General features: G+C 50.9%; 16 protein-coding genes. 14 read left to right on the top strand and 2 right to left on the bottom strand.

The genetic code is table 11. From position 1 onward, the window contains the following. The gene (locus OCV63_RS14910) at nucleotides 1-1629 is read left to right on the top strand and encodes a M23 family metallopeptidase (RefSeq protein ID WP_158365100.1); all 1629 of its coding nucleotides are present in this window, start codon (nucleotides 1-3) and stop codon (nucleotides 1627-1629) included. A 65-nt stretch (nucleotides 1630-1694) separates the two neighbouring features. Here the strand turns inward: OCV63_RS14910 and OCV63_RS14905 are convergent, their stop codons facing one another. Beyond that, nucleotides 1695-2099, bottom strand: a complete 405-nt coding sequence (locus tag OCV63_RS14905) for an amino acid-binding protein (protein ID WP_158365099.1) — start codon at nucleotides 2097-2099, stop codon at nucleotides 1695-1697. Nucleotides 2100-2293: 194 nt separating this feature from the next. On the opposite strand from OCV63_RS14905, the gene OCV63_RS14900 reads away from it, so the two are divergent. From OCV63_RS14900 to fic, 5 genes are all read left to right on the top strand, one after another. Next, nucleotides 2294-3550, top strand: a complete 1257-nt coding sequence (locus OCV63_RS14900; protein ID WP_158365098.1) for a class I SAM-dependent methyltransferase — start codon at nucleotides 2294-2296, stop codon at nucleotides 3548-3550. Next, nucleotides 3547-6096, top strand: a complete 2550-nt coding sequence (locus tag OCV63_RS14895) for a hypothetical protein (RefSeq protein ID WP_158365097.1) — start codon at nucleotides 3547-3549, stop codon at nucleotides 6094-6096. Before OCV63_RS14900 ends, OCV63_RS14895 begins: the two co-directional genes overlap by 4 nt. Nucleotides 6097-6264: 168 nt before the next feature. Beyond that, entirely contained in the window at nucleotides 6265-7380 is a 1116-nt protein-coding gene (locus OCV63_RS14890; protein ID WP_158365096.1) for an aminopeptidase, read from the top strand. A gap of 98 nt (nucleotides 7381-7478) precedes the next feature. Further along, on the top strand, nucleotides 7479-7964 hold the full coding sequence (locus tag OCV63_RS14885; RefSeq protein WP_158365095.1) for a DUF6548 family protein: 486 nt from the start codon (nucleotides 7479-7481) through the stop codon (nucleotides 7962-7964). Between the two features lie 21 nt (nucleotides 7965-7985). Next, on the top strand, nucleotides 7986-8600 hold the full coding sequence (gene fic, locus OCV63_RS14880; protein ID WP_158365094.1) for a protein adenylyltransferase Fic: 615 nt from the start codon (nucleotides 7986-7988) through the stop codon (nucleotides 8598-8600). A 302-nt stretch (nucleotides 8601-8902) separates the two neighbouring features. On the opposite strand, the gene OCV63_RS14875 is transcribed toward fic, so the two are convergent. Further along, nucleotides 8903-9169: a hypothetical protein gene (locus OCV63_RS14875; protein WP_158365093.1), complete on the bottom strand. Its 267-nt coding sequence runs from the start codon at nucleotides 9167-9169 to the stop codon at nucleotides 8903-8905. Nucleotides 9170-9418: 249 nt separating this feature from the next. On the opposite strand from OCV63_RS14875, the gene rpsF reads away from it, so the two are divergent. The 8 genes from rpsF to OCV63_RS14835 all read left to right on the top strand — a co-directional run bounded on the left by rpsF (nucleotide 9419) and on the right by OCV63_RS14835 (nucleotide 17974). Then, a complete protein-coding gene (gene rpsF, locus OCV63_RS14870; protein ID WP_158365092.1) occupies nucleotides 9419-9706 on the top strand; it encodes a 30S ribosomal protein S6 in 288 nt (95 codons plus the stop codon). 39 nt (nucleotides 9707-9745) lie between these two features. After that, complete coding sequence (locus OCV63_RS14865; RefSeq protein ID WP_158365091.1) at nucleotides 9746-10207, top strand: single-stranded DNA-binding protein; 462 nt, start codon at nucleotides 9746-9748, stop codon at nucleotides 10205-10207. A gap of 43 nt (nucleotides 10208-10250) precedes the next feature. Beyond that, nucleotides 10251-10517 carry a 30S ribosomal protein S18 gene (gene rpsR, locus OCV63_RS14860; protein ID WP_158365090.1) on the top strand — a complete coding sequence of 89 codons (267 nt, stop codon included), beginning with the start codon at nucleotides 10251-10253 and terminating at the stop codon, nucleotides 10515-10517. A 258-nt stretch (nucleotides 10518-10775) separates the two neighbouring features. Continuing rightward, nucleotides 10776-12710: an SUV3 family DEAD/DEAH box RNA helicase gene (locus OCV63_RS14855; RefSeq protein WP_262670898.1), complete on the top strand. Its 1935-nt coding sequence runs from the start codon at nucleotides 10776-10778 to the stop codon at nucleotides 12708-12710. A gap of 541 nt (nucleotides 12711-13251) precedes the next feature. Next, nucleotides 13252-14445 carry a sugar ABC transporter substrate-binding protein gene (locus OCV63_RS14850; RefSeq protein ID WP_158365089.1) on the top strand — a complete coding sequence of 398 codons (1194 nt, stop codon included), beginning with the start codon at nucleotides 13252-13254 and terminating at the stop codon, nucleotides 14443-14445. Nucleotides 14446-14526: 81 nt separating this feature from the next. Next, nucleotides 14527-15474 (top strand): ABC transporter permease, encoded by a 948-nt coding sequence (locus tag OCV63_RS14845; protein ID WP_158365088.1) that lies wholly within the window; start codon nucleotides 14527-14529, stop codon nucleotides 15472-15474. Nucleotides 15475-15492: 18 nt separating this feature from the next. Beyond that, on the top strand, nucleotides 15493-16992 hold the full coding sequence (locus tag OCV63_RS14840) for a sugar ABC transporter ATP-binding protein (protein WP_158365087.1): 1500 nt from the start codon (nucleotides 15493-15495) through the stop codon (nucleotides 16990-16992). A gap of 10 nt (nucleotides 16993-17002) precedes the next feature. Then, nucleotides 17003-17974, top strand: coding sequence for an ABC transporter permease (locus tag OCV63_RS14835; RefSeq protein ID WP_158365086.1), 972 nt, complete (start codon nucleotides 17003-17005; stop codon nucleotides 17972-17974). Nucleotides 17975-18003: the final 29 nt, after the last annotated feature.

The following is an 18003-nucleotide window of genomic DNA, read 5'->3' as shown; positions in this document are numbered from 1 at the left end:
ATGAAAAAAAAGAAATTATTTTTTAATAAAAAATCACAGCTTGTATTTGCGGAATCCATGATGATTACCTGCGGTTGTATGCTGCTGGGCGTGCCGCTTATCGGCAGTGGCTTCGGAAGCGGCGACAGCTACTACGAGGTTACACTGGCGGGTAAGACGGTGGGATCGGTTAAGAATCCTTCCGTGGTGGAGAACGCCTATCTGCAGGCCAGGGCCCGGATTTCCAGGGAGACGGACGGTCTGGTGCTGGCGGATGTGGAGTACGAGCTTGATAAGGTGCCGAAGATCTTCGGTTCCACCATGGACAGCGATACGCTGAGCGATGCCTTTTACAAGGAACTGACCCAGATTGTGGCGAAGGCCAAGAAAAAGGCTTACCTGATGAAGATTAATGAGTTCACGGTGACGCTGGGAAGCTATCAGGACGTCATGGACGTGCTGTACGCCACAAAGGACCGATTTGACACGGACAATGAGTTCCAGATCAACATCGTGTCCGACGCAGCCCGGGAGCTGAATGTCTATACCGTAGAAGTGTCGAAGCAGAATACCGCGGAGGAAACAGCAGCCGAGGTGGCGAAGCTGGGCGGTATCGCGGGCGTCGGCGAAGCCTGCGCGGGTATCGGCGAGTATGACGTAAGCCAGGCAGTGGAGAGCGTCATCACGAAGACGGTCACAGAGGAAGATGTGGCGGAAGAGAACGCTGCTGACAATGCGGAGCAGCAGGTGGAGGGAGACGGCCTCCGCTCGGTGGATTTCGCGGAGAAGGTGGAGATTGCCGAGGCCTATGTGTCTGCGGATGAGATTACGCCCACGGACGAAGCCATCGATCTGGTGACCAAGGATACGGCGAAAAATGAGATCTATGAGGTCAGGTCAGGCGACACTCTGTCTGTGATTGCGAACAGCAACGGCCTTCGTGTGGCGGAGGTGCTGGCACTGAATGAAGGCATGAGCGAGAATACAGTGCTCCATGAGGGTGATGAGATCATTATCACTGTGCCGGAGCCGGAGCTTTCCGTGGAGACTGTGGAGGAATCCACTTATCAGGAAGAGTATTACGCGGAGGTTCAGTATATCGATAACGACGAATGGTACACCACGAAGACCGAGGTGCGCCAGGAAGAGCAGGCCGGTTATCATGAGGTAACGGCACTGATTACGAAGAAAAATGGCGCGGAGGAGAATCGTGATGTAATTTCCGAGACAGTTCTGCAGGAACCGGTTCCGAAGATCGTGGAGCGCGGCACCCAGACGCCGCCCACCTACGTCAAGCCCATTTCCGGCGGGCGTTTCACCTCCGGCTTCAAGAGAAGATGGGGCCGCATGCACAAGGGTGTGGACTGGGCGTGCCCCATCGGCACGGCGGTTATGGCCTCCTGTGGCGGCACCGTTGTCCAGGCCGGCTGGTTCAGCGGCTACGGCAACTGTATCACCATCCGTCACCCGGACGGCAAGCAGACCCGGTATGGCCATCTGAGCAAGATTCTGGTATCCTCCGGGCAGAAGGTAACCCAGGGCCAGAAGATTGCGCTGAGCGGCAATACAGGACGAAGTACGGGACCCCATGTACACTTTGAGATTATTATCAATGGCAGTCAGGTAAATCCGCTGCCGTATCTGAATTAAAAGATTTTCGTGAAAAATCAGGCCGCCGCACTGAATGTTTTTTCAGTGCGGCGGCCGTTTTGGATTTATACCACCGAGAATCCCTTGTTTTTCAAACAAACCTCAACCTCCGCCGTATCTTCAGTCTGGAATACCAGAACCGGTTTACCGGAGGCGCGGTTGAAGGACAGGTAAATGTAGTTGATGTTGATGTTGCTCTCAGCCAGGGCCTTCAGAAGCTTATTCAGGTTGCCGACCTCGTCCTCAACCTCTACGCCAATGACGGAAGTGAGCTTACAGAGATAGCCCACAGCCTCCAGGGCCTCCATGGCTTTCTGCGGGTTGGAGACTACCATACGATTGATGCCGTACTCTGCGCCGTCATTGGTGCAGGAACCCCAGATATTGATATTTTCATCGGCCAGTACCTCGGTGATGTTCTGCATGGTGCCTTTCTTATTTTCTGCGTAGATGGATAACTGCTGTAACATAATGTAACTCCTCCTCTTTCCTTTCAAAATATAAAATCAGGGAATATATCCCGTAGCTTTAGAACTTCGCAGTGCGAAACTATTTCTATCATAACACAGGCCCCCACATTTTACAATGGTATTTAAAAATAGATTGTGCTATACTGATTCTGTTTAGAAACCTGAAAAATAAATGGATAGAATAAGTATAACATATGGAAGAATTAAAATCATTATTAGAAAAATATTTAAATGAAAATCTGGAACTCATCACCTTAAGCGCCCCCCGCAAAGGCCGCGACGAGCTGAAGGTCCGGATCCGCCCGATGCTGCTGCGAGGTGAGTTGAAATTCCAGTTTGAGACATTCCGCGGAGCCAAGGCCTTTCACGAAAATCTCCCCCCGGCAGAGGCGGTAGACCGAATTGCCGAACAGATGACGGACGTATTCTGTCAGCTCCAGCTGCAGGCCGTTGCAGGCCAGGTGACCGCGCTGGTCAGCAAGAAGGGCAAAATCACGGTCAGGGAAAAGCAGGGAGCCGCCGGAAAAGCCGCGCCGGAAGCCCTACAGGACGCAAGAGTAAAACGGACTGCGCTTGCCCATAATAAAAAGAAACGATACCTGCTGGAGGAGGGCCGCCCGGTGCCTTTCCTGGTGGATCTGGGCGTCATGACCCCCGAGGGTAAGATTGTCCACGCCCGCTACGATAAATTCCGCCAGATCAACCGCTTCCTGGAATTTGTCGAAGATATCCTCCCGGCACTGCCGAAAGACCGGGAGCTGACGATTCTTGATTTTGGCTGTGGTAAATCCTACCTGACTTTTGCCATTTACTATTATCTGCGGGAATGTCAGGGGCTGGATGTGCGGATCATCGGCCTGGATCTGAAGGAAGACGTCATCCGTAAATGCAGTGATCTCAGCAGCAAATATGGTTATGATAAGCTAACTTTCCTCCAGGGAGACATCGCCGGATACGAGGGCTGCACCCGGGTGGACATGGTCGTGACCCTGCACGCCTGCGATACGGCTACCGATTATGCCCTGTATAAAGCAGTCAAATGGGGCGCCAGCGTCATCCTTTCCGTCCCCTGCTGTCAGCATGAGTTGAATAAGCAGATAGAAAATGAGACTCTGGCTCCGGTGCTGAAATATGGCCTCCTGAAAGAGCGGATGTCCGCCCTGATCACCGACGGCCTCCGGGCCGGGCTTCTGGAACAGCAGGGCTACGATACCCAAATCCTGGAATTTATCGACATGGAGCACACGCCGAAGAACATCCTGATCCGCGCGGTAAAGCGGAAGAACGGAAAGAAGGCGGAAGCAGCCTCTGCGGCGGCCTTTGAGAACTGCACGGAGGCTCTGCACGCGGATCTGACCTTGGAGAAGCTTCTGAACGCAGGGACATCCCCGGCGGAAAGCTACCGCTCCAGACGAAAAAATGCTGAAAACGCGAAAGGAGAGAGCCGGTGAAAAAGTTAGTCATAAGAATCGCGACCATTGCGGCGGCCTTCCTTCTGGGCGTGGCCGGCATGAGCTATTTCCTGATGGCGGGCAATACAGATTCCACGGCGGAGATGGCCGGAGCCACCCTGCCGCTGATTTATATGGAACAAAATGGCCGTGACCTGAACCTGTTGCACGGCTACACCAAAAGCATGGACGCGGCCTCCATACGGGACGCCGTCTATCTGCTTCCCCAGGATCGCACGGTATCCTTCCGGGTGGAGTACCCGGATGCCAGGGTGCAGAAGGTTTATTATGAACTGCGAAGCGTAGACACCACCCGCCTGATCGAGGACGGCGAGCTGACGGATTACAGCCGCGAGGGCCGGATGCTGACCGTGGATCTGAAGCTGAAGGATCTGCTGGACGACGGCGAGGAATATCTTCTGGTTATCCGCCTGGGTCTGGAGAAGGATCAGGAGGCCTATTATTACACACATGTGAAGAAACTGAATGACAACCATCTGGACGAATGCCTGGCTTTTGTGGATGAGATTCACAGTGCTCTTTTCGACAAAAATAATACCGTCAGCATCGCCCAGTATCTGGAATCCGACGACAGCATCAGCAATAAATCCCTGGCTCATGTATCGATTCATTCCAAATATAAGCAGCTCATCTGGGGCGACATGGACGTGCAGGAGCCGGACACAGCAGACGTTCGCACCTATGTGACCGAGATAGACAACTCCGTGGCGTCCGTGCGTCTGGAATATCCGGTGACTTATATCAACGACGCGGAGGAGACCGAAACCTACGAGGTGACAGAATCCTATCGAGTGCGTTACACCTCACAGCGCATGTATCTGCTGAATTATGACCGGAAGGCGGATCGCGTCTTCGACCCCACCTTGGACATTTTCACAAAGAAGGGTGTGGAGTTGGGCATCCTGGATACGGCGGTGGAATATCGGAAAAATGACGAGGAAAATATCGTCGGCTTCGTCCAGAACGGGGAACTTTGGTGCTACGATGTGGCCCAGAACAAGCTGTCCCTGGTTTTCGGCTTCCGGGAGGGCAGCGACCTCCGGGGCTCCTATGACGAGCACGCCATCCGTATCCTGAAGGTGGATGAATCCGGCAGCATGGATTTCCTGGTGTACGGCTATATGAACCGGGGCACCCACGAGGGTGAGACCGGCGTGGCCCTGTACACCTACGACGCGCTGACCAATTCCGTGGAGGAGCGGGTTTTTATCGAGAGTCAGGAGTCCTTCGCGGTGCTTCAGTCCAAGCTCGGGGAAATGGCCTACGTGAATAACGACGGACAGTTCTATATTTTCCTGGATGGAACCGTGCTTCGCGTGGATCTAAGCACCATGGGGTATGAGGCTGTGGCGGATGGCATCGCCTCGGGCAGCGGCATGGTCTCTGAGGACGGCCATCTGGCGGCCTGGCACAAGGGAAATTCCCTATATGCCTCCAGAAACGTGGCTGTGCTGAATCTGGACACCGGCAAGAGCCGGGAGGTGCAGGCGGACGAGGGCTATTACATCCGGGCGCTGGGCTTCATGGGGACGGATTTTATTTATGGTGAAGCCCGTCAGAGCGACGTGCAGAAGGGGCTGACCGGCAATGAGCTGTTCCCTATGGGCCGCATCGTCATTGAAAATGAGCAGGGCGAGCTGGTCCGGGAATTCGACTACGAATCCCAGGGAAAATATGTGACCGACATTTCCATCGAGAGCAACCGCATTTCTCTGAACTGTGTGCAGCGGAGCGCGGACGGCAGCTACGTGGAGGCGGATCCGGAGCCCATTACGAATAAAACCACAGAGATCGTGGAAAAGATATCCTTAGAAACGAAGTCCAGCGAGCCCAAGAAGCAGGAATACTATTTTGCACTGTCAGGTACCAGAGGCAGCGGCAAGCTCCGCACCCTGATGCCGAAGCAGGTGGTCTATGAGGGTAGCAGAACTCTCACCCTGGGAAATGAGACAACCGACCAGCGTTACTATGTATACAATTTCGACGGCATCTTCGGAGGCGCATTTACAGGAGCCGATGAGGCCGTGCAGACCGCCAATGAAAATATGGGCATCGTCGTGGATCGGCAGCAGAATATCCTGTGGACCCGGGGCGGTCGGAAGACCCGGACCGATCTGGGAACCATGAGAAATCCGCAGCAGAAGGACGGTGAATCCGCACTGCAGGCGGCACTTGAGATTCTGCTGGGAACCCAGAAGACCTACGGCGACGTGGGCGCATATCTGGCCCAGGGCTACACGCCCTATGAGATTCTGGTGGAACAGACCGGAGACCGGGTGCTCGATCTGTCCGGCTGCTCCGTGAGCATGGTGCTCTACTATGTGAGCCAGGGCTATCCGGTGCTGGCACTGGAGGGCGGAAGTTCCGCAGAACTGATTACCGGTTACGACCCACAGAACATCATCGTCACGGACCCGCTGACTGGCGAGAGCAGCAAGCGCGGCATGAATGACAGCACAGAACAGTTTGCACAACTGGGCAATCTGTTCCTGGTATGCCTGCCGGAGACAGAAAACGAAAAGTAACAGTCTGTACAGCCCAAAGCATTCGTTGCCAAGGGCGTAAGAAAGTGATACAGGAGCGCTGCGTAGAGTAGACGGTAAAAGCGAGACAGACGGGAGCGCGCAGAAAGCGGGCTCCCGTTTTGCAAACAGAATGCGTTTAGATTGTAAGATATCAGGAGGAAAATGATTATGGATAAGAGAATCCGAACATTGGCAAAAAATCTGGTAAATTATTCCTGTAAGGTAAAACCGGGAGACAAAGTATACGTTCACTACACCGGCCCGTCCACCGAAGATCTGGCGCGGCAGATTATCAAGGAAGTGTATGCTGTTGGCGGACAGCCCTTTCCCCATTACACAGACCCGAAGGTACAGCGGGAAATGCTGCTGGGCTGTACAGAGGAACAGCTGAAGCTGATGGCTGAAATCGACGCGGCGGAAATGTCGAAGATGAACTGCTACATCGGTGTGCGCGGCGGCGACAATGTGTCGGAGTATTCCGATGTTCCTTCAGAGAAAATGCATCTTTATGAAACCCTGTACGCGACGCCGGTTCATCACAATATCCGGGTGCCGAAGACCCGGTGGGTAGTCTTGCGCTATCCAAACGAGTCCATGGCGCAGCTCTCCGGCACCAGTACCGAAGCCTTCGAGGACTTCTATTTTGACGTCTGCAACCTGGATTATTCGAAGATGAGTGAGGCCATGAAGCCGCTGGTAGACCTGATGAACCGCACGGACAAGGTGCGTCTGACCGCCAGGGGCACGGACCTGACCTTTTCGATTAAGGATATTCCGGCCATCGCCTGCGACGGCCAGATGAATATTCCGGACGGCGAAGTCTACACCGCGCCGGTGCGCGATTCCATCAATGGCGTCATCACCTATAACGCTCCGTCCATTTGCCAGGGTACCACCTTCGAGAACATCCGCTTAGAGTTCCGGAACGGCAAAATCGTGAACGCCACCGCCAACAACACCGGGCGCCTGAATGAGATCCTGGACACCGACGAGGGAGCCCGCTATGTGGGCGAGTTCGCCATCGGCGTGAACCCCTATATCCTGAAGCCCATGAAGGACATTTTATTTGATGAAAAAATCATGGGTTCCATTCACCTGACTCCGGGCAACTGCTACGATGAAGCGCCCAACGGCAACGTCAGCGCCATCCACTGGGATCTGGTCCTGATCCAGCGGGAAGAATTCGGAGGCGGCGAGCTCTGGTTTGACGATCGCCTGATCCGGAAAAACGGCCGCTTCGTAATACCGGAGCTTGAGTGCCTGAACCCGGAGAAGCTGATATAGAAGAAAACAGGGCATTGTTTTTGGAATACCTTTACGGCATAATAAAAGTAGTGCCCTGTTGTTGAGAACAGAAACATAGTATTTGGAAGGCAAAGCCCATGGGATTTCTTGATTCATATAAGCACCTGGAAAAGATATGCGGGGAGATTATGAAGGATGAGAGAAAAGTATCCGCATACATAGAAGAGATGCAGAGAATTTTCGACGGCTCGTATTACGTAAAAAGCTGGAATGATGATCTGAAGCAATTGAAACATTACCGCTGGATTCGAAATCAAATCGTACATGAGCCGACTTGCACAGAAGCAGCGATGTGCGTACCTGAGGATACGGCATGGTTGGACGGTTTTTATACGCGGATTATGGAGCAGACAGATCCACTCGCACTGTACTATAAAGCCATAAAATCACGGAATGCAGTTGAAGAAAAACGAAATGTGGAATCGCAAAAGCAGACTGATACACATTGTATGGAGGAACATAGGAGAACAAAACCGACGGGTATAGTACTCCCGGGTATTATTTTGGTGATTGCTATGTTATTCTTGGCATTTGTTATAGTTGGAATTATGGGTATGATGTAAGTAAAATTTTGGAGGAACAACATGACTCTTGAAAATAAATTAGGGATCACCGATTCCGCGGAGCTTGCCCGGGAAGAGGAGCGGATCAGTAAGAAAAAGGCAGTCTGGCTGTTTGAAAGTGGTAAATTGGATACCTTGGCGGCAGGAACCTTTGTAGCGCTGCAGGAAATCCATCGGTGTTTGTTTGAGGATATCTATGAGTTCGCGGAAAAACTAAGGACAGTAAATCTGGCGAAGGGTAATTTCCGATTTGCACCGCTAATGTATCTGGAAGCAGCACTGGCCAATATCGACAAAATGCCGCAGTCTACCTATGATGAAATCATTGAAAAATACGTGGAAATGAATATTGCCCATCCGTTCCGGGAAGGCAATGGCCGAAGCACCCGCATTTGGCTGGATCAGATGTTGAAAAACGGAATCGGCCAAGTTGTGGATTGGAGCCGCGTGGACAAAGAAGATTACCTTCTTGCGATGGAGAGAAGCCCCATTAAGGATGTGGAAATCAAAGTCCTGCTGAAAGAGGCTCTGACTGACGAGGTGGATAGCAGGGAAGTCTTTATGAAGGGGATTGACCACAGTTATTACTATGAGGGGTATAACACATTTAAGACAGAAGAACTTTGGAAGAAATAGTATGTGATTAAATAAGACGTACGGAACTGGGTTTGCCCTGGTTTTCCCTGCAATGCAAACCCGGTTCCTGACATTATATATAATGTTATTTTAGAAAAACAGCCACAGGAGAAACAGCCTCTCTGCCGTGATGGTAGCCGGAGTTCCCGTCCATAGCCTGCACCCTGGCAGCACCCGAAGGAGGCACTGTCTGAGGCCCTTTAGGGCCGAGTTTGCCGGTCGGGTGCGAATAAGCCGGGTGCAGGCTATAGGGAACGCAGGCGTATCACGGCAGAGAGGCTGTTTCTCCTGTGACGTCCGTTTTAATAATCCTCCTCGATCACCTGTACCTCCAGATAATCAAACTCAATCGGATCAATAAAGCTATCCTGATAAAACCGTACCTTCGCCGTCCGTTTAAAATCCGCGATGCACGACTCCAGCCAAATCGGCTTACTCAAATCAAACTGATGACAGATCTCATCCAGCGCATTGAAAATCTTGTGCGTCCGCGTTTCATCCGAAAAATCCTCAACCACCATATCCTTTAACATATGATTACTCTTAAACTCTCTGGCCCAGATTCGCATAAAAACCTCCCGTTTCAAAAATTATTTCTATAATAAAGAAAATAGATATCAAAGCGATAAAACAATACTTAGAGTATAAAGGCAGCCACCCGGTTTGTAAAGGAAGAATCCATTGGAAAAACGCAAAAACTTCGAAAAAGTCCTTGCTTTCAAGGAAAATCTATGATATAGTATTACCTCGTGATATATTATTAAAATTCCTTGTTTCCCCCATCAGTGAGGAAGCCAGAGACCAAAAGGAGGAAAAGCATGAACAAGTATGAATTAGCATTAGTTGTGAATGCAAAGGCAGAGGATGACGTCAGAACCGCTACCGTAGAGAAAGCGAAAGAGTATATCGCTCGTTACGGCGGTGTAGTGACAGAGGTGGAAGATTGGGGCAAGAAGCGTCTTGCTTACGATATCCAGCACATGAGAGAAGCGTACTACTACTTCATTCAGTTTGACGCTGACGCAACCTGCCCGGCAGAGGTGGAGAAGCACGTTCGTATCATGGAGAATGTCATCCGCTATCTGTGTGTTCGCAAAGACGCATAGAGACAAGGTTTTTAACCGAAAAAGTGGAGGATTGTTGGTATGAATAAAGTAATTTTAATGGGACGTTTAACCCGTGACCCGGATGTTCGTTATTCTCAGGGAGAGAACGCGAGCGCATTCGCAAGATATACACTGGCAGTGGACAGAAGATTCAGACGGGACGGAGAGGCAACCGCTGATTTCATCGGCTGTGTGGCATTCGGACGTCAGGCTGAGTTTGCTGAGAAGTATCTGCGCCAGGGCACGAAGATTGCGATTACCGGACGTATCCAGACCGGCAGCTACACGAACCGTGACGGACAGAAGGTCTACACTACAGACGTGGTCGTAGAGGAGCAGGAATTCGCGGAGAGCAAGGCGGCAGCCAGCGAGCATGCAGGTGGCTTCCAGCCCCAGAATAATTCCAATCCGTTCCAGTCTGCACCGGCTCCTTCCGCAGCAGCGGGAGACGGATTCATGAATATCCCGGATGGCATCGACGAAGAATTACCGTTTAACTAACAATCGTGGAACAGAATTGAGAGATTAACAGGAGGTAAAAGCCATGGCTTACACAAAATCCGATAGAGGCGACGCTCCCATGAGACGTAGAGGCATGGGACGTAGAAGAAAGAAAGTCTGCGTATTCTGCGGCAAAGAGAATAATGAGATCAACTACAAGGATGTAGCAAAATTAAAGAGATACGTATCTGAGAGAGGAAAAATCCTTCCCAGAAGAATCACAGGAAACTGTGCAAAGCACCAGAGAGCTCTGACTGTAGCTATCAAGAGAGCACGTCACATTTCCCTGATGCCGTACGTAATGGACTAATTCATTTACGGGAATCAGACCCCGCAGTCGTAATGGCTGCGGGGTTTTGTTGCTCTATAGGAAACACTATGTTATATTAAAGTGTAAAAGCTATGATTCCTATAGAGCAAAAAGCCCCTCCGGGGGATCGCACTGCGGCGGTAAGGTAGTATGTCGCTTACGCGACCCGCCGCAGGCGGAGAATCCTGCTTCGCAGGATTCTTTCTTATATAGTCAGGGCGCGTCTGCGTCCGGAACTTTAATGAAAGAGGAAATCACATGATTCAAAAGAAAAAACTGAATCAGTTTTATATAGAACAATACGAGCGTGCAGGCCGCAAAAAGCCGAAAAAGCCGGTAAAAGAAGCAGGCATGCAGGCACGTATCTCGAAGATTCAAAAGACTTTAAAGAGCGCCCGCCCGGGTCAGATCAACATCCGTACCCTGGAGGAGCTGCACCGTCAGCTGAAGAATACGGCATCCTACGCCTACCGCAGAAATAAAGAGGAGCTCATCGAGACGCTGAATCAGGAAATGCTGCCGAGGCTGATGGAACTGGACTTGGGTATGCTATTGACCGAGCAGAAGGAAGGCTTGAACGGCGAATTCCTGGCCTGGGTGCGCCGGACTATGCCCTGTGCCATCTGCCAGGAGCCCATGTTCACTCTGTACCCGAAATTTCGCCAGTATAAAGTGAAAAATAAAATTCTGGAGTTGGTTCCGGCCAGACCTGAGATGGAGTTCGCTGAGGTGCGGGAACTGCCCCGGCATTTCGTGCTGCATATCGGCCCCACCAACAGCGGAAAGACCTTTCGGGCACTGGAGCGTCTGAAAAAGGCGAAAAACGGAAGCTATCTGGGACCTTTACGTCTGCTTGCCCTGGAGGTTTATGAACAGATGCACGCTGCGGGCATCCCCTGTACCATGCGGACGGGGCAGGAATGCATTGAGGAAGAACACAGCCTGGTGACAGCTTCTACCATAGAAATGGCAGATTTCGATGAAAATTATGACGTGGCGGTCATCGACGAGGCACAGCTGGTGGCGGATACGGATCGTGGCCATTCCTGGACGAAAGCCATCCTGGGACTGCGGGCGGCGGAAATTCATATCTGCATGAGCCCTGCGGCTGAGCAGGTGGTCTGCCATCTGATTGAGCTCTGCCGGGATACCTATGAGGTGAAACGCTATGAGCGGAAGACGGAGCTGATTTGCGAGGAGAAACCTTTCCTTTTTCCGGAGGATGTACAGAGCGGTGACGCCCTGATTGCATTTTCCAAAAAATCAGTGCTGGATATAGCCGGGCGGCTGGAGGAAGCGAGAATTGCTTCCAGCGTCATCTATGGCAGCCTGCCGCCGGAGATCCGTCGGAGACAGACCCGGATGTTCAATAAGGGAAAAACAAAGGTGGCCGTAGCCACGGACGCCATCGGCATGGGTCTGAACCTGCCGGTACGCCGAATCGTCTTCATGCAGACGGATAAGTTCGACGGCGTCAGCCGCCGTCCTTTGAAGATTCCGGAGGTCAAACAGATCGCAGGCCGGGCGGGTCGTTTTGGTATCTACGACAAAGGCTATGTGAGCGCCCTGGGCGAGACTGAACTGGAATTTATCCGGAGCCTCTATGAGGCCGAGGAGGAGCCACTGACCCAGGTGAACTTAGGTTTCCCCCAGGTGCTGCTGGACATCGACGCGCCCCTGGACGAACTGATGAAGATCTGGTACTCCGTCACTCCGTCGGAGCCCTTTGTCAAAGAGAATATCGACGAGGCTCTGTATCTCTACGAGCAGGCCAGGCGGTACAAAAACCAGATTGACGGCTTCGAGAACAAGCACCTTGTATACAAAATGATTACCTGTCCCATCGACATCAAGGACCGCCGGGTGGTCATGCTGTGGCTGGATTACTGCAGAAGCTACACGGCGGACGTATCCCTGGAGAAGCCGACTTTCTACCGGGATCGTAAGGGCGGCATCGCCCAGTACGAGACCTATTACAAGCAGCTGGACCTGTATTATCAGTTTTCCCACCGTATGCAGAAGGAGCTGGATGAGGAATGGCTGGCCGAACAGCGGGAAAAGACCGAGATGCGGATCATGAACTACCTGACCCGTGGAAAACAGAATTATATCGCACGCTGCAAATACTGCGGAAGGCTCCTGCCCCTGGGCTCCCCGTTCCAGGTGTGCGACGATTGCTTTGGGAAGCGCTGAGGCGCTTCCTTTTTTATGGAATAGGAAATTCCGATAGAATTCCCTATTCCATAAAAGCAAGCAGAGCTTGCAAAGATGCGCACTCGGCGCAGTGGTAGATGGTTGCTGAAGCAACCGCGCCTCGGCGCGAGAATGTGCCAATGGCACATTCTTTCTTATATTGTAAATTAGGTAGAAAGGCAAAAAATACAGATTGTATTTGTGAAAAGACAAAAAGAGACAAAATTAATACAGGTTATAGCATAGATAAAGCTGTACTATAAATAGTGTTAAAAATGCAACAAACATAGCTGAGAAATGGTAAAAAGTCACAAAATGACGAGGGAAAGCACGGGAAAGGGAGAGATAAATTGGCTAATATAACCATGTGTTACGGATGAATGTTAAAAAACAACAAGATAAAACGGTTAAAACAATACAACTTAGAAAATTTATTTTGCTGTATTCTATTGCAAGTTTTTGACAGCCTGCATATAATAAAGTCATCAACAAGGTTACGGACATAACCCAAAAGGAAAAAACAAAACAGGGAGGAAAAAACATGAACAAGCTTTTTAAAAAAGTGACTGCCACAGCACTGGCAGCAACCATGGTTCTGGGAATGACAGCCTGCGGCGGTTCCAAGGACACTACAACAGCAGACAGCTCCAGCTCAGCAGCAACTGAGACTCCGGCAGCGGCAACAGACAACAAGGACATCAAGATCGGCGTTTCCATCTGGTCCTCTACTGACGTACTCGGTTCCCAGTGTAAGCTGATTCTGGACGAGGCAGCAAAGGCACTGGGCGTTCAGGTACAGTATGTTGACCAGGGACATGTATCCGAGAAGGTTACAGCTTCTGTAGAGCAGCTGGTAGCAGCAGGCTGCCAGGGTATCATCATCTGCAACTCTTCTGATACAGAGATGACCTCCGCAATCAAGACCTGTAACGATAACAAAGTATATCTGGCACAGTTCTTCCGTGTCATCAGCAAGGACAACAGCGCAGACATCTACCAGATGGCTACGGACTCCGCTTACTACATTGGCGCAGTTCACGAGGACGAGCCGGCCAACGGTGAAGAACTGGTAAATATCCTTCTTGAGAAGGGCGACAGAAACATCGGTCTGATTGGCTGGGAGCAGGGAGATGCAACCTGGCTTGGAAGATGGGAAGGCTACAAAGCAGGCGTTGAGAAATGGAACGAGGCGAACCCGGATGACAAGGCTACCCTGTCTGAGCCGCAGTACGCAGGAACAACCTCTGAGGGCGGTTCCAAGGCAGCAGAGGCTCTGATGGCAGCAGACCCGAACCTGGATGCACTGATTCCGGCAGGCGGCGGCGGAGACCCGCTTCAGGGTGCAATCGCAGCTGTAGAGCGTGCAGGCAAGACTCAGGACATCGACATCGTATCCACAGACTTCCTTCCGGACCTGGGAGAGAGACTTGAGAACGGTTCCATGGCTGGTGAGTCCGGCGGACATTACTGCGACCCGCTTATCGCGTTCATGATGGTTTACAACGCAATCAAGGGTAACTACACAGATTTCGCAGGCAAGTTTGAGGACGTTCCGTTCCCGTACCTGTATGTATCATCTGCAGATGACTACAAGGCATACGAGCAGTACTTCGTAGACCAGCTTCCGTACACAGACGAAGAGCTTGTAGCTATGTCTGAGCTGGATCTGGCAGGACTGAAGGAAGCAGCTGCTAAGGTATCTATCGAGGATGCAGCAGCACGTGCAGGCAAATAAATTCTAAGGGCTTAGAGTTTGTAGGAGCCGGTGTCGCGCGGCGATACCGGCTCCTATTATCAAAAAAATGAGGTAAAGAGTATGGGTTCTAAAAAGCTGTCGGGAAGTACAAAGGGTTATCTGATTCTGTTGGGTCTGGTCGTACTTTCCTGGGGTATCTTTAAAGTACTGTCACCGCATAACTTCGGTTCCGCAGCCAACATGCTGAACTATTTCCAGGCCAGCCTGATTGCGACCGTGGGCGCGGTGGGATTCTATTTTGTAATGGTAATGGGTATGTTCGACTTCTCTATCGGAGCGAACATCATGCTTTCCGCTATTGTGGGATGCGTATTTGCGACAAAGTTTAATCTGGGTTATGTGGGCCTGATTGCAGGCTGTATCATCTGCGGCGCTATCGTAGGCGTGCTGAACGGTATCTTCTATGTAAAGCTCCGTATTCCGTCCATGATTGTTACCACCGGTCTGGCTCTGATCTATGAGTCCGTCGCCAACTACATCGCAGGCGGCGTGGAGCAGACCCTTCCGGCAAACCTTCGTATGTTCGGACAGATGCCGGGCGACATTATCCTGGCTGTTCTGGCCTGTGTGGCAGCGTACATCTTCCTGAACTACACGAAAATCGGAACTTATACATACGCCATCGGAAGCAACGAGTTTGTTGCCAAAAACATGGGTATCGATGTAAATAAATACAAAGTTCTGGCATTTATCCTGAGCGGCGCGTTCCTGGGCGTGATGGCAATCCTGACCATCAGCTATGGATCTTCCATGGTAGCTGTAACCGGTATGGCATCCATGAGCCGTAACTTTGTACCGACCATGGGCTGCTTCTTCGGTCTGGCATTTAAGAAATACGGTATGCCGCTGCAGGCCATTGTCATTGGTGAGTTTGTCATCAACATTATTTTCTTCGGCTTTATCGCTCTGGGAGCTCCGACCGCTATCCAGGACGTTATCACCGGTCTGGCACTGCTGATTATCATTACCCTGACCACCAAGGTGACCAAGGGCGAAATCGTGAAGTAATCGAAGGAGGAGAATGCAATGAGTGAAGTAAGATTACAGGTTAAAAATCTTTGCAAGTCCTTCGGTATTACGAAGGCGGTACAGAATGTATCTTTCAATGTAAATAAGGGCGAGGTTCACGCGCTGATTGGCGAGAACGGATCCGGTAAATCCACACTGACCAATATGCTGACCGGTATCTACAGCATCGACAGCGGTACCTTCGTACTGGATGGAAAAGAAATTCATCCGAAGAATCAGGTAGAGGCCAATGAAGAAGGCGTATCTATCATCGTACAGGAGCTGGGAACCCTGTCTGGCCTGACCGTAGCGGAAAATATTTTCCTGGGTCACGAGGACCGCTTCGTACACTTCGGAATCAAAAATACAAACGCCATGAACAAAGAGGCTACCGAGCTTCTTCATAAGTATGGCTTCGACAGAATCAAGGCTTCTGATATCATCGATAACTACAATTTCGAGGACAGAAAGCTGGTTGAGATTGTAAAGGCTACTTACTTCGACCCGAAGATCGTAGTCATTGATGAGACCACCACAGCCCTTTCCCAGGAAGGACGTGAGGAGCTGTACAAGCACATGAACCGGATTCGCGAGAGCGGTAATACGGTCATCTTTATCTCTCATGACCTTCCGGAGATTCTGGATAAATCCGATACCATCACCATCCTGCGTGACGGCGTCTACATCGACACCGTAAAGAGCGCAGATGTAAATGAGGACGACCTGAAACGTCTGATGGTAGGCCGTGAGGTAAGCGGAGATTACTATCGTGCAGATTACGGCGAAAAGGTATCTGACGAAGTGGTTCTTTCTGTGAAGGATGTGACGGTTCCGGGACTCATTGAGGACGTATCCTTCGACCTGCATAAGGGCGAAATCCTGGGCTTCGGCGGACTGTCTGAATCCGGTATGCACGAAATTGGTAAAGCCATTTTCGGTGCTTCCTATGACAGAACCGGTAAAGTCGTTCTGGCTGACGGAACCGAGATTAACGATATCCCCACTGCAATTAAGCACAGCATCGCGTATACTTCCAAGGACCGTGATAATGAGTCCGTAGTCCTGAATCAGAGTATCGGCGACAACATCTGCCTGCCGTCTCTGGACGACCTGGCCAATAAAGCACATATGCTGAACGACAAGAAGCTGAAGGAATTCTCCAACAAGTTCGCGAAGCAGATGTCTGTCAAGATGGTCAATGTGGATCAGTTCGTATCCGACCTGTCCGGCGGCAACAAGCAGAAGGTAGTACTGGCAAGATGGATTGGAAAGGATTCCGACATCGTTGTGCTGGACAGCCCCACACGAGGAATCGATATTAAAGTAAAACAGGATATCTATCAGCTGATGAATCAGATGAGAAAGAACGGAAAGTCTATCATCATGATTTCCGAGGAGCTGATGGAGCTGATTGGTATGTGCGACCGTATCATAATCATGAAGGACGGAAAGCTCAGCGGCGAGCTGGAGAGAAGTCCGGAGCTGGATGAGAACAGTCTGATTACGATGATGGTATAAGGAGGCAGTTATGGAGAATCAAGTAAAGACAAATACAGAACAGAAAGAGCAGCAGCTCAAGAAATTATCAAAGATGTCGATGATCCGCGCCCTTCTGCCGATCGCAGGACTGATTGTAGTATTCCTGGTATTCAACGTTCTGACCAACTTCAGAATGATGAACAACATGTCTCTTGTACTTTCTCAGGTATATGTTACAATGATCGCGGCAACAGGCGTATTCTTCATCATGACCATGGGCGGTCTGGATTTTTCCCAGGGCTCTATCCTGGGTATCGCATCCATCGTAGTATGTATGCTGTCCAAAATCAGCATCCCGCTGGCTATCGTAGGCGGTATTGCAGCAGGCGCGGCTATCGGGGCCATCAACGGATACTTCTATGTATGCCGGAAAATTAAATCATTCATCGTAACTATTTGTACCATGTTCCTGTTCAGAGGCTTTATCAAGTATCTGACCACCAACGCTCCGGTTACCGGCTCAGCGCTGCTTATCAACTATGACAGCACAGCACTGAAGGTTACCTGTACGGTAGTGGTTCTGGTTATCGGCTTTGTACTGTTCCGTTTCACCAAGTTCGGAACCTACTTAAAGGCCATCGGAGCAGGCGAGAAGGCGGCCATGTTCTCCGGTATCCGTACAGATAAGATGAAGTTCCTCATCTATGTACTGGCAGGTGCCATTACAGGCTTCGCCGCATTCATCAACGTTATCAAGGTTGGTTCTGTAACCTCCTCCGGCGGAAATCAGCTGGAGACACAGATTCTGATTGCGTTGGTACTGGGCGGCATGCCGATCTCCGGCGGCGCGAAGGTCAGATTTGAAAATATCATCGTAGGTTCCCTGCTGTACATCGTGCTGAATAGCGGACTGACCATGATGGGCTTCTCTACACAGATGATGCAGCTGATCCAGGGCGTCGTATTCCTGGTATTCGTAGCTGTATTCGCGGATCGTCAGTCCCTTCAGGTTATCAAATAGTTAAGACGGAAATACGAGACAAAAGGGCG

Source organism: Laedolimicola ammoniilytica, from assembly GCF_025567165.1.
Lineage (GTDB): Bacteria > Bacillota > Clostridia > Lachnospirales > Lachnospiraceae > Laedolimicola > Laedolimicola ammoniilytica.
This window is presented reverse-complemented; position numbering and strand designations above follow the sequence as displayed.

Bases quoted from the DNA above. Each gene is read 5' to 3' on its own strand.
- OCV63_RS14840 (WP_158365087.1), top strand. From the start codon at position 15,493: ATGAGTGAAGTAAGATTACAGGTTAAAAATCTTTGCAAGTCCTTCGGT.
- OCV63_RS14905 (WP_158365099.1), bottom strand. From the start codon at position 2,099: ATGTTACAGCAGTTATCCATCTACGCAGAAAATAAGAAAGGCACCATG.
- OCV63_RS14865 (WP_158365091.1), top strand. From the start codon at position 9,746: ATGAATAAAGTAATTTTAATGGGACGTTTAACCCGTGACCCGGATGTT.
- OCV63_RS14875 (WP_158365093.1), bottom strand. From the start codon at position 9,169: ATGCGAATCTGGGCCAGAGAGTTTAAGAGTAATCATATGTTAAAGGAT.
- OCV63_RS14850 (WP_158365089.1), top strand. From the start codon at position 13,252: ATGAACAAGCTTTTTAAAAAAGTGACTGCCACAGCACTGGCAGCAACC.
- OCV63_RS14845 (WP_158365088.1), top strand. From the start codon at position 14,527: ATGGGTTCTAAAAAGCTGTCGGGAAGTACAAAGGGTTATCTGATTCTG.
- OCV63_RS14835 (WP_158365086.1), top strand. From the start codon at position 17,003: ATGGAGAATCAAGTAAAGACAAATACAGAACAGAAAGAGCAGCAGCTC.
- OCV63_RS14900 (WP_158365098.1), top strand. From the start codon at position 2,294: ATGGAAGAATTAAAATCATTATTAGAAAAATATTTAAATGAAAATCTG.
- fic (WP_158365094.1), top strand. From the start codon at position 7,986: ATGACTCTTGAAAATAAATTAGGGATCACCGATTCCGCGGAGCTTGCC.
- OCV63_RS14855 (WP_262670898.1), top strand. From the start codon at position 10,776: ATGATTCAAAAGAAAAAACTGAATCAGTTTTATATAGAACAATACGAG.
- rpsR (WP_158365090.1), top strand. From the start codon at position 10,251: ATGGCTTACACAAAATCCGATAGAGGCGACGCTCCCATGAGACGTAGA.
- OCV63_RS14890 (WP_158365096.1), top strand. From the start codon at position 6,265: ATGGATAAGAGAATCCGAACATTGGCAAAAAATCTGGTAAATTATTCC.
- rpsF (WP_158365092.1), top strand. From the start codon at position 9,419: ATGAACAAGTATGAATTAGCATTAGTTGTGAATGCAAAGGCAGAGGAT.
- OCV63_RS14885 (WP_158365095.1), top strand. From the start codon at position 7,479: ATGGGATTTCTTGATTCATATAAGCACCTGGAAAAGATATGCGGGGAG.
- OCV63_RS14910 (WP_158365100.1), top strand. From the start codon at position 1: ATGAAAAAAAAGAAATTATTTTTTAATAAAAAATCACAGCTTGTATTT.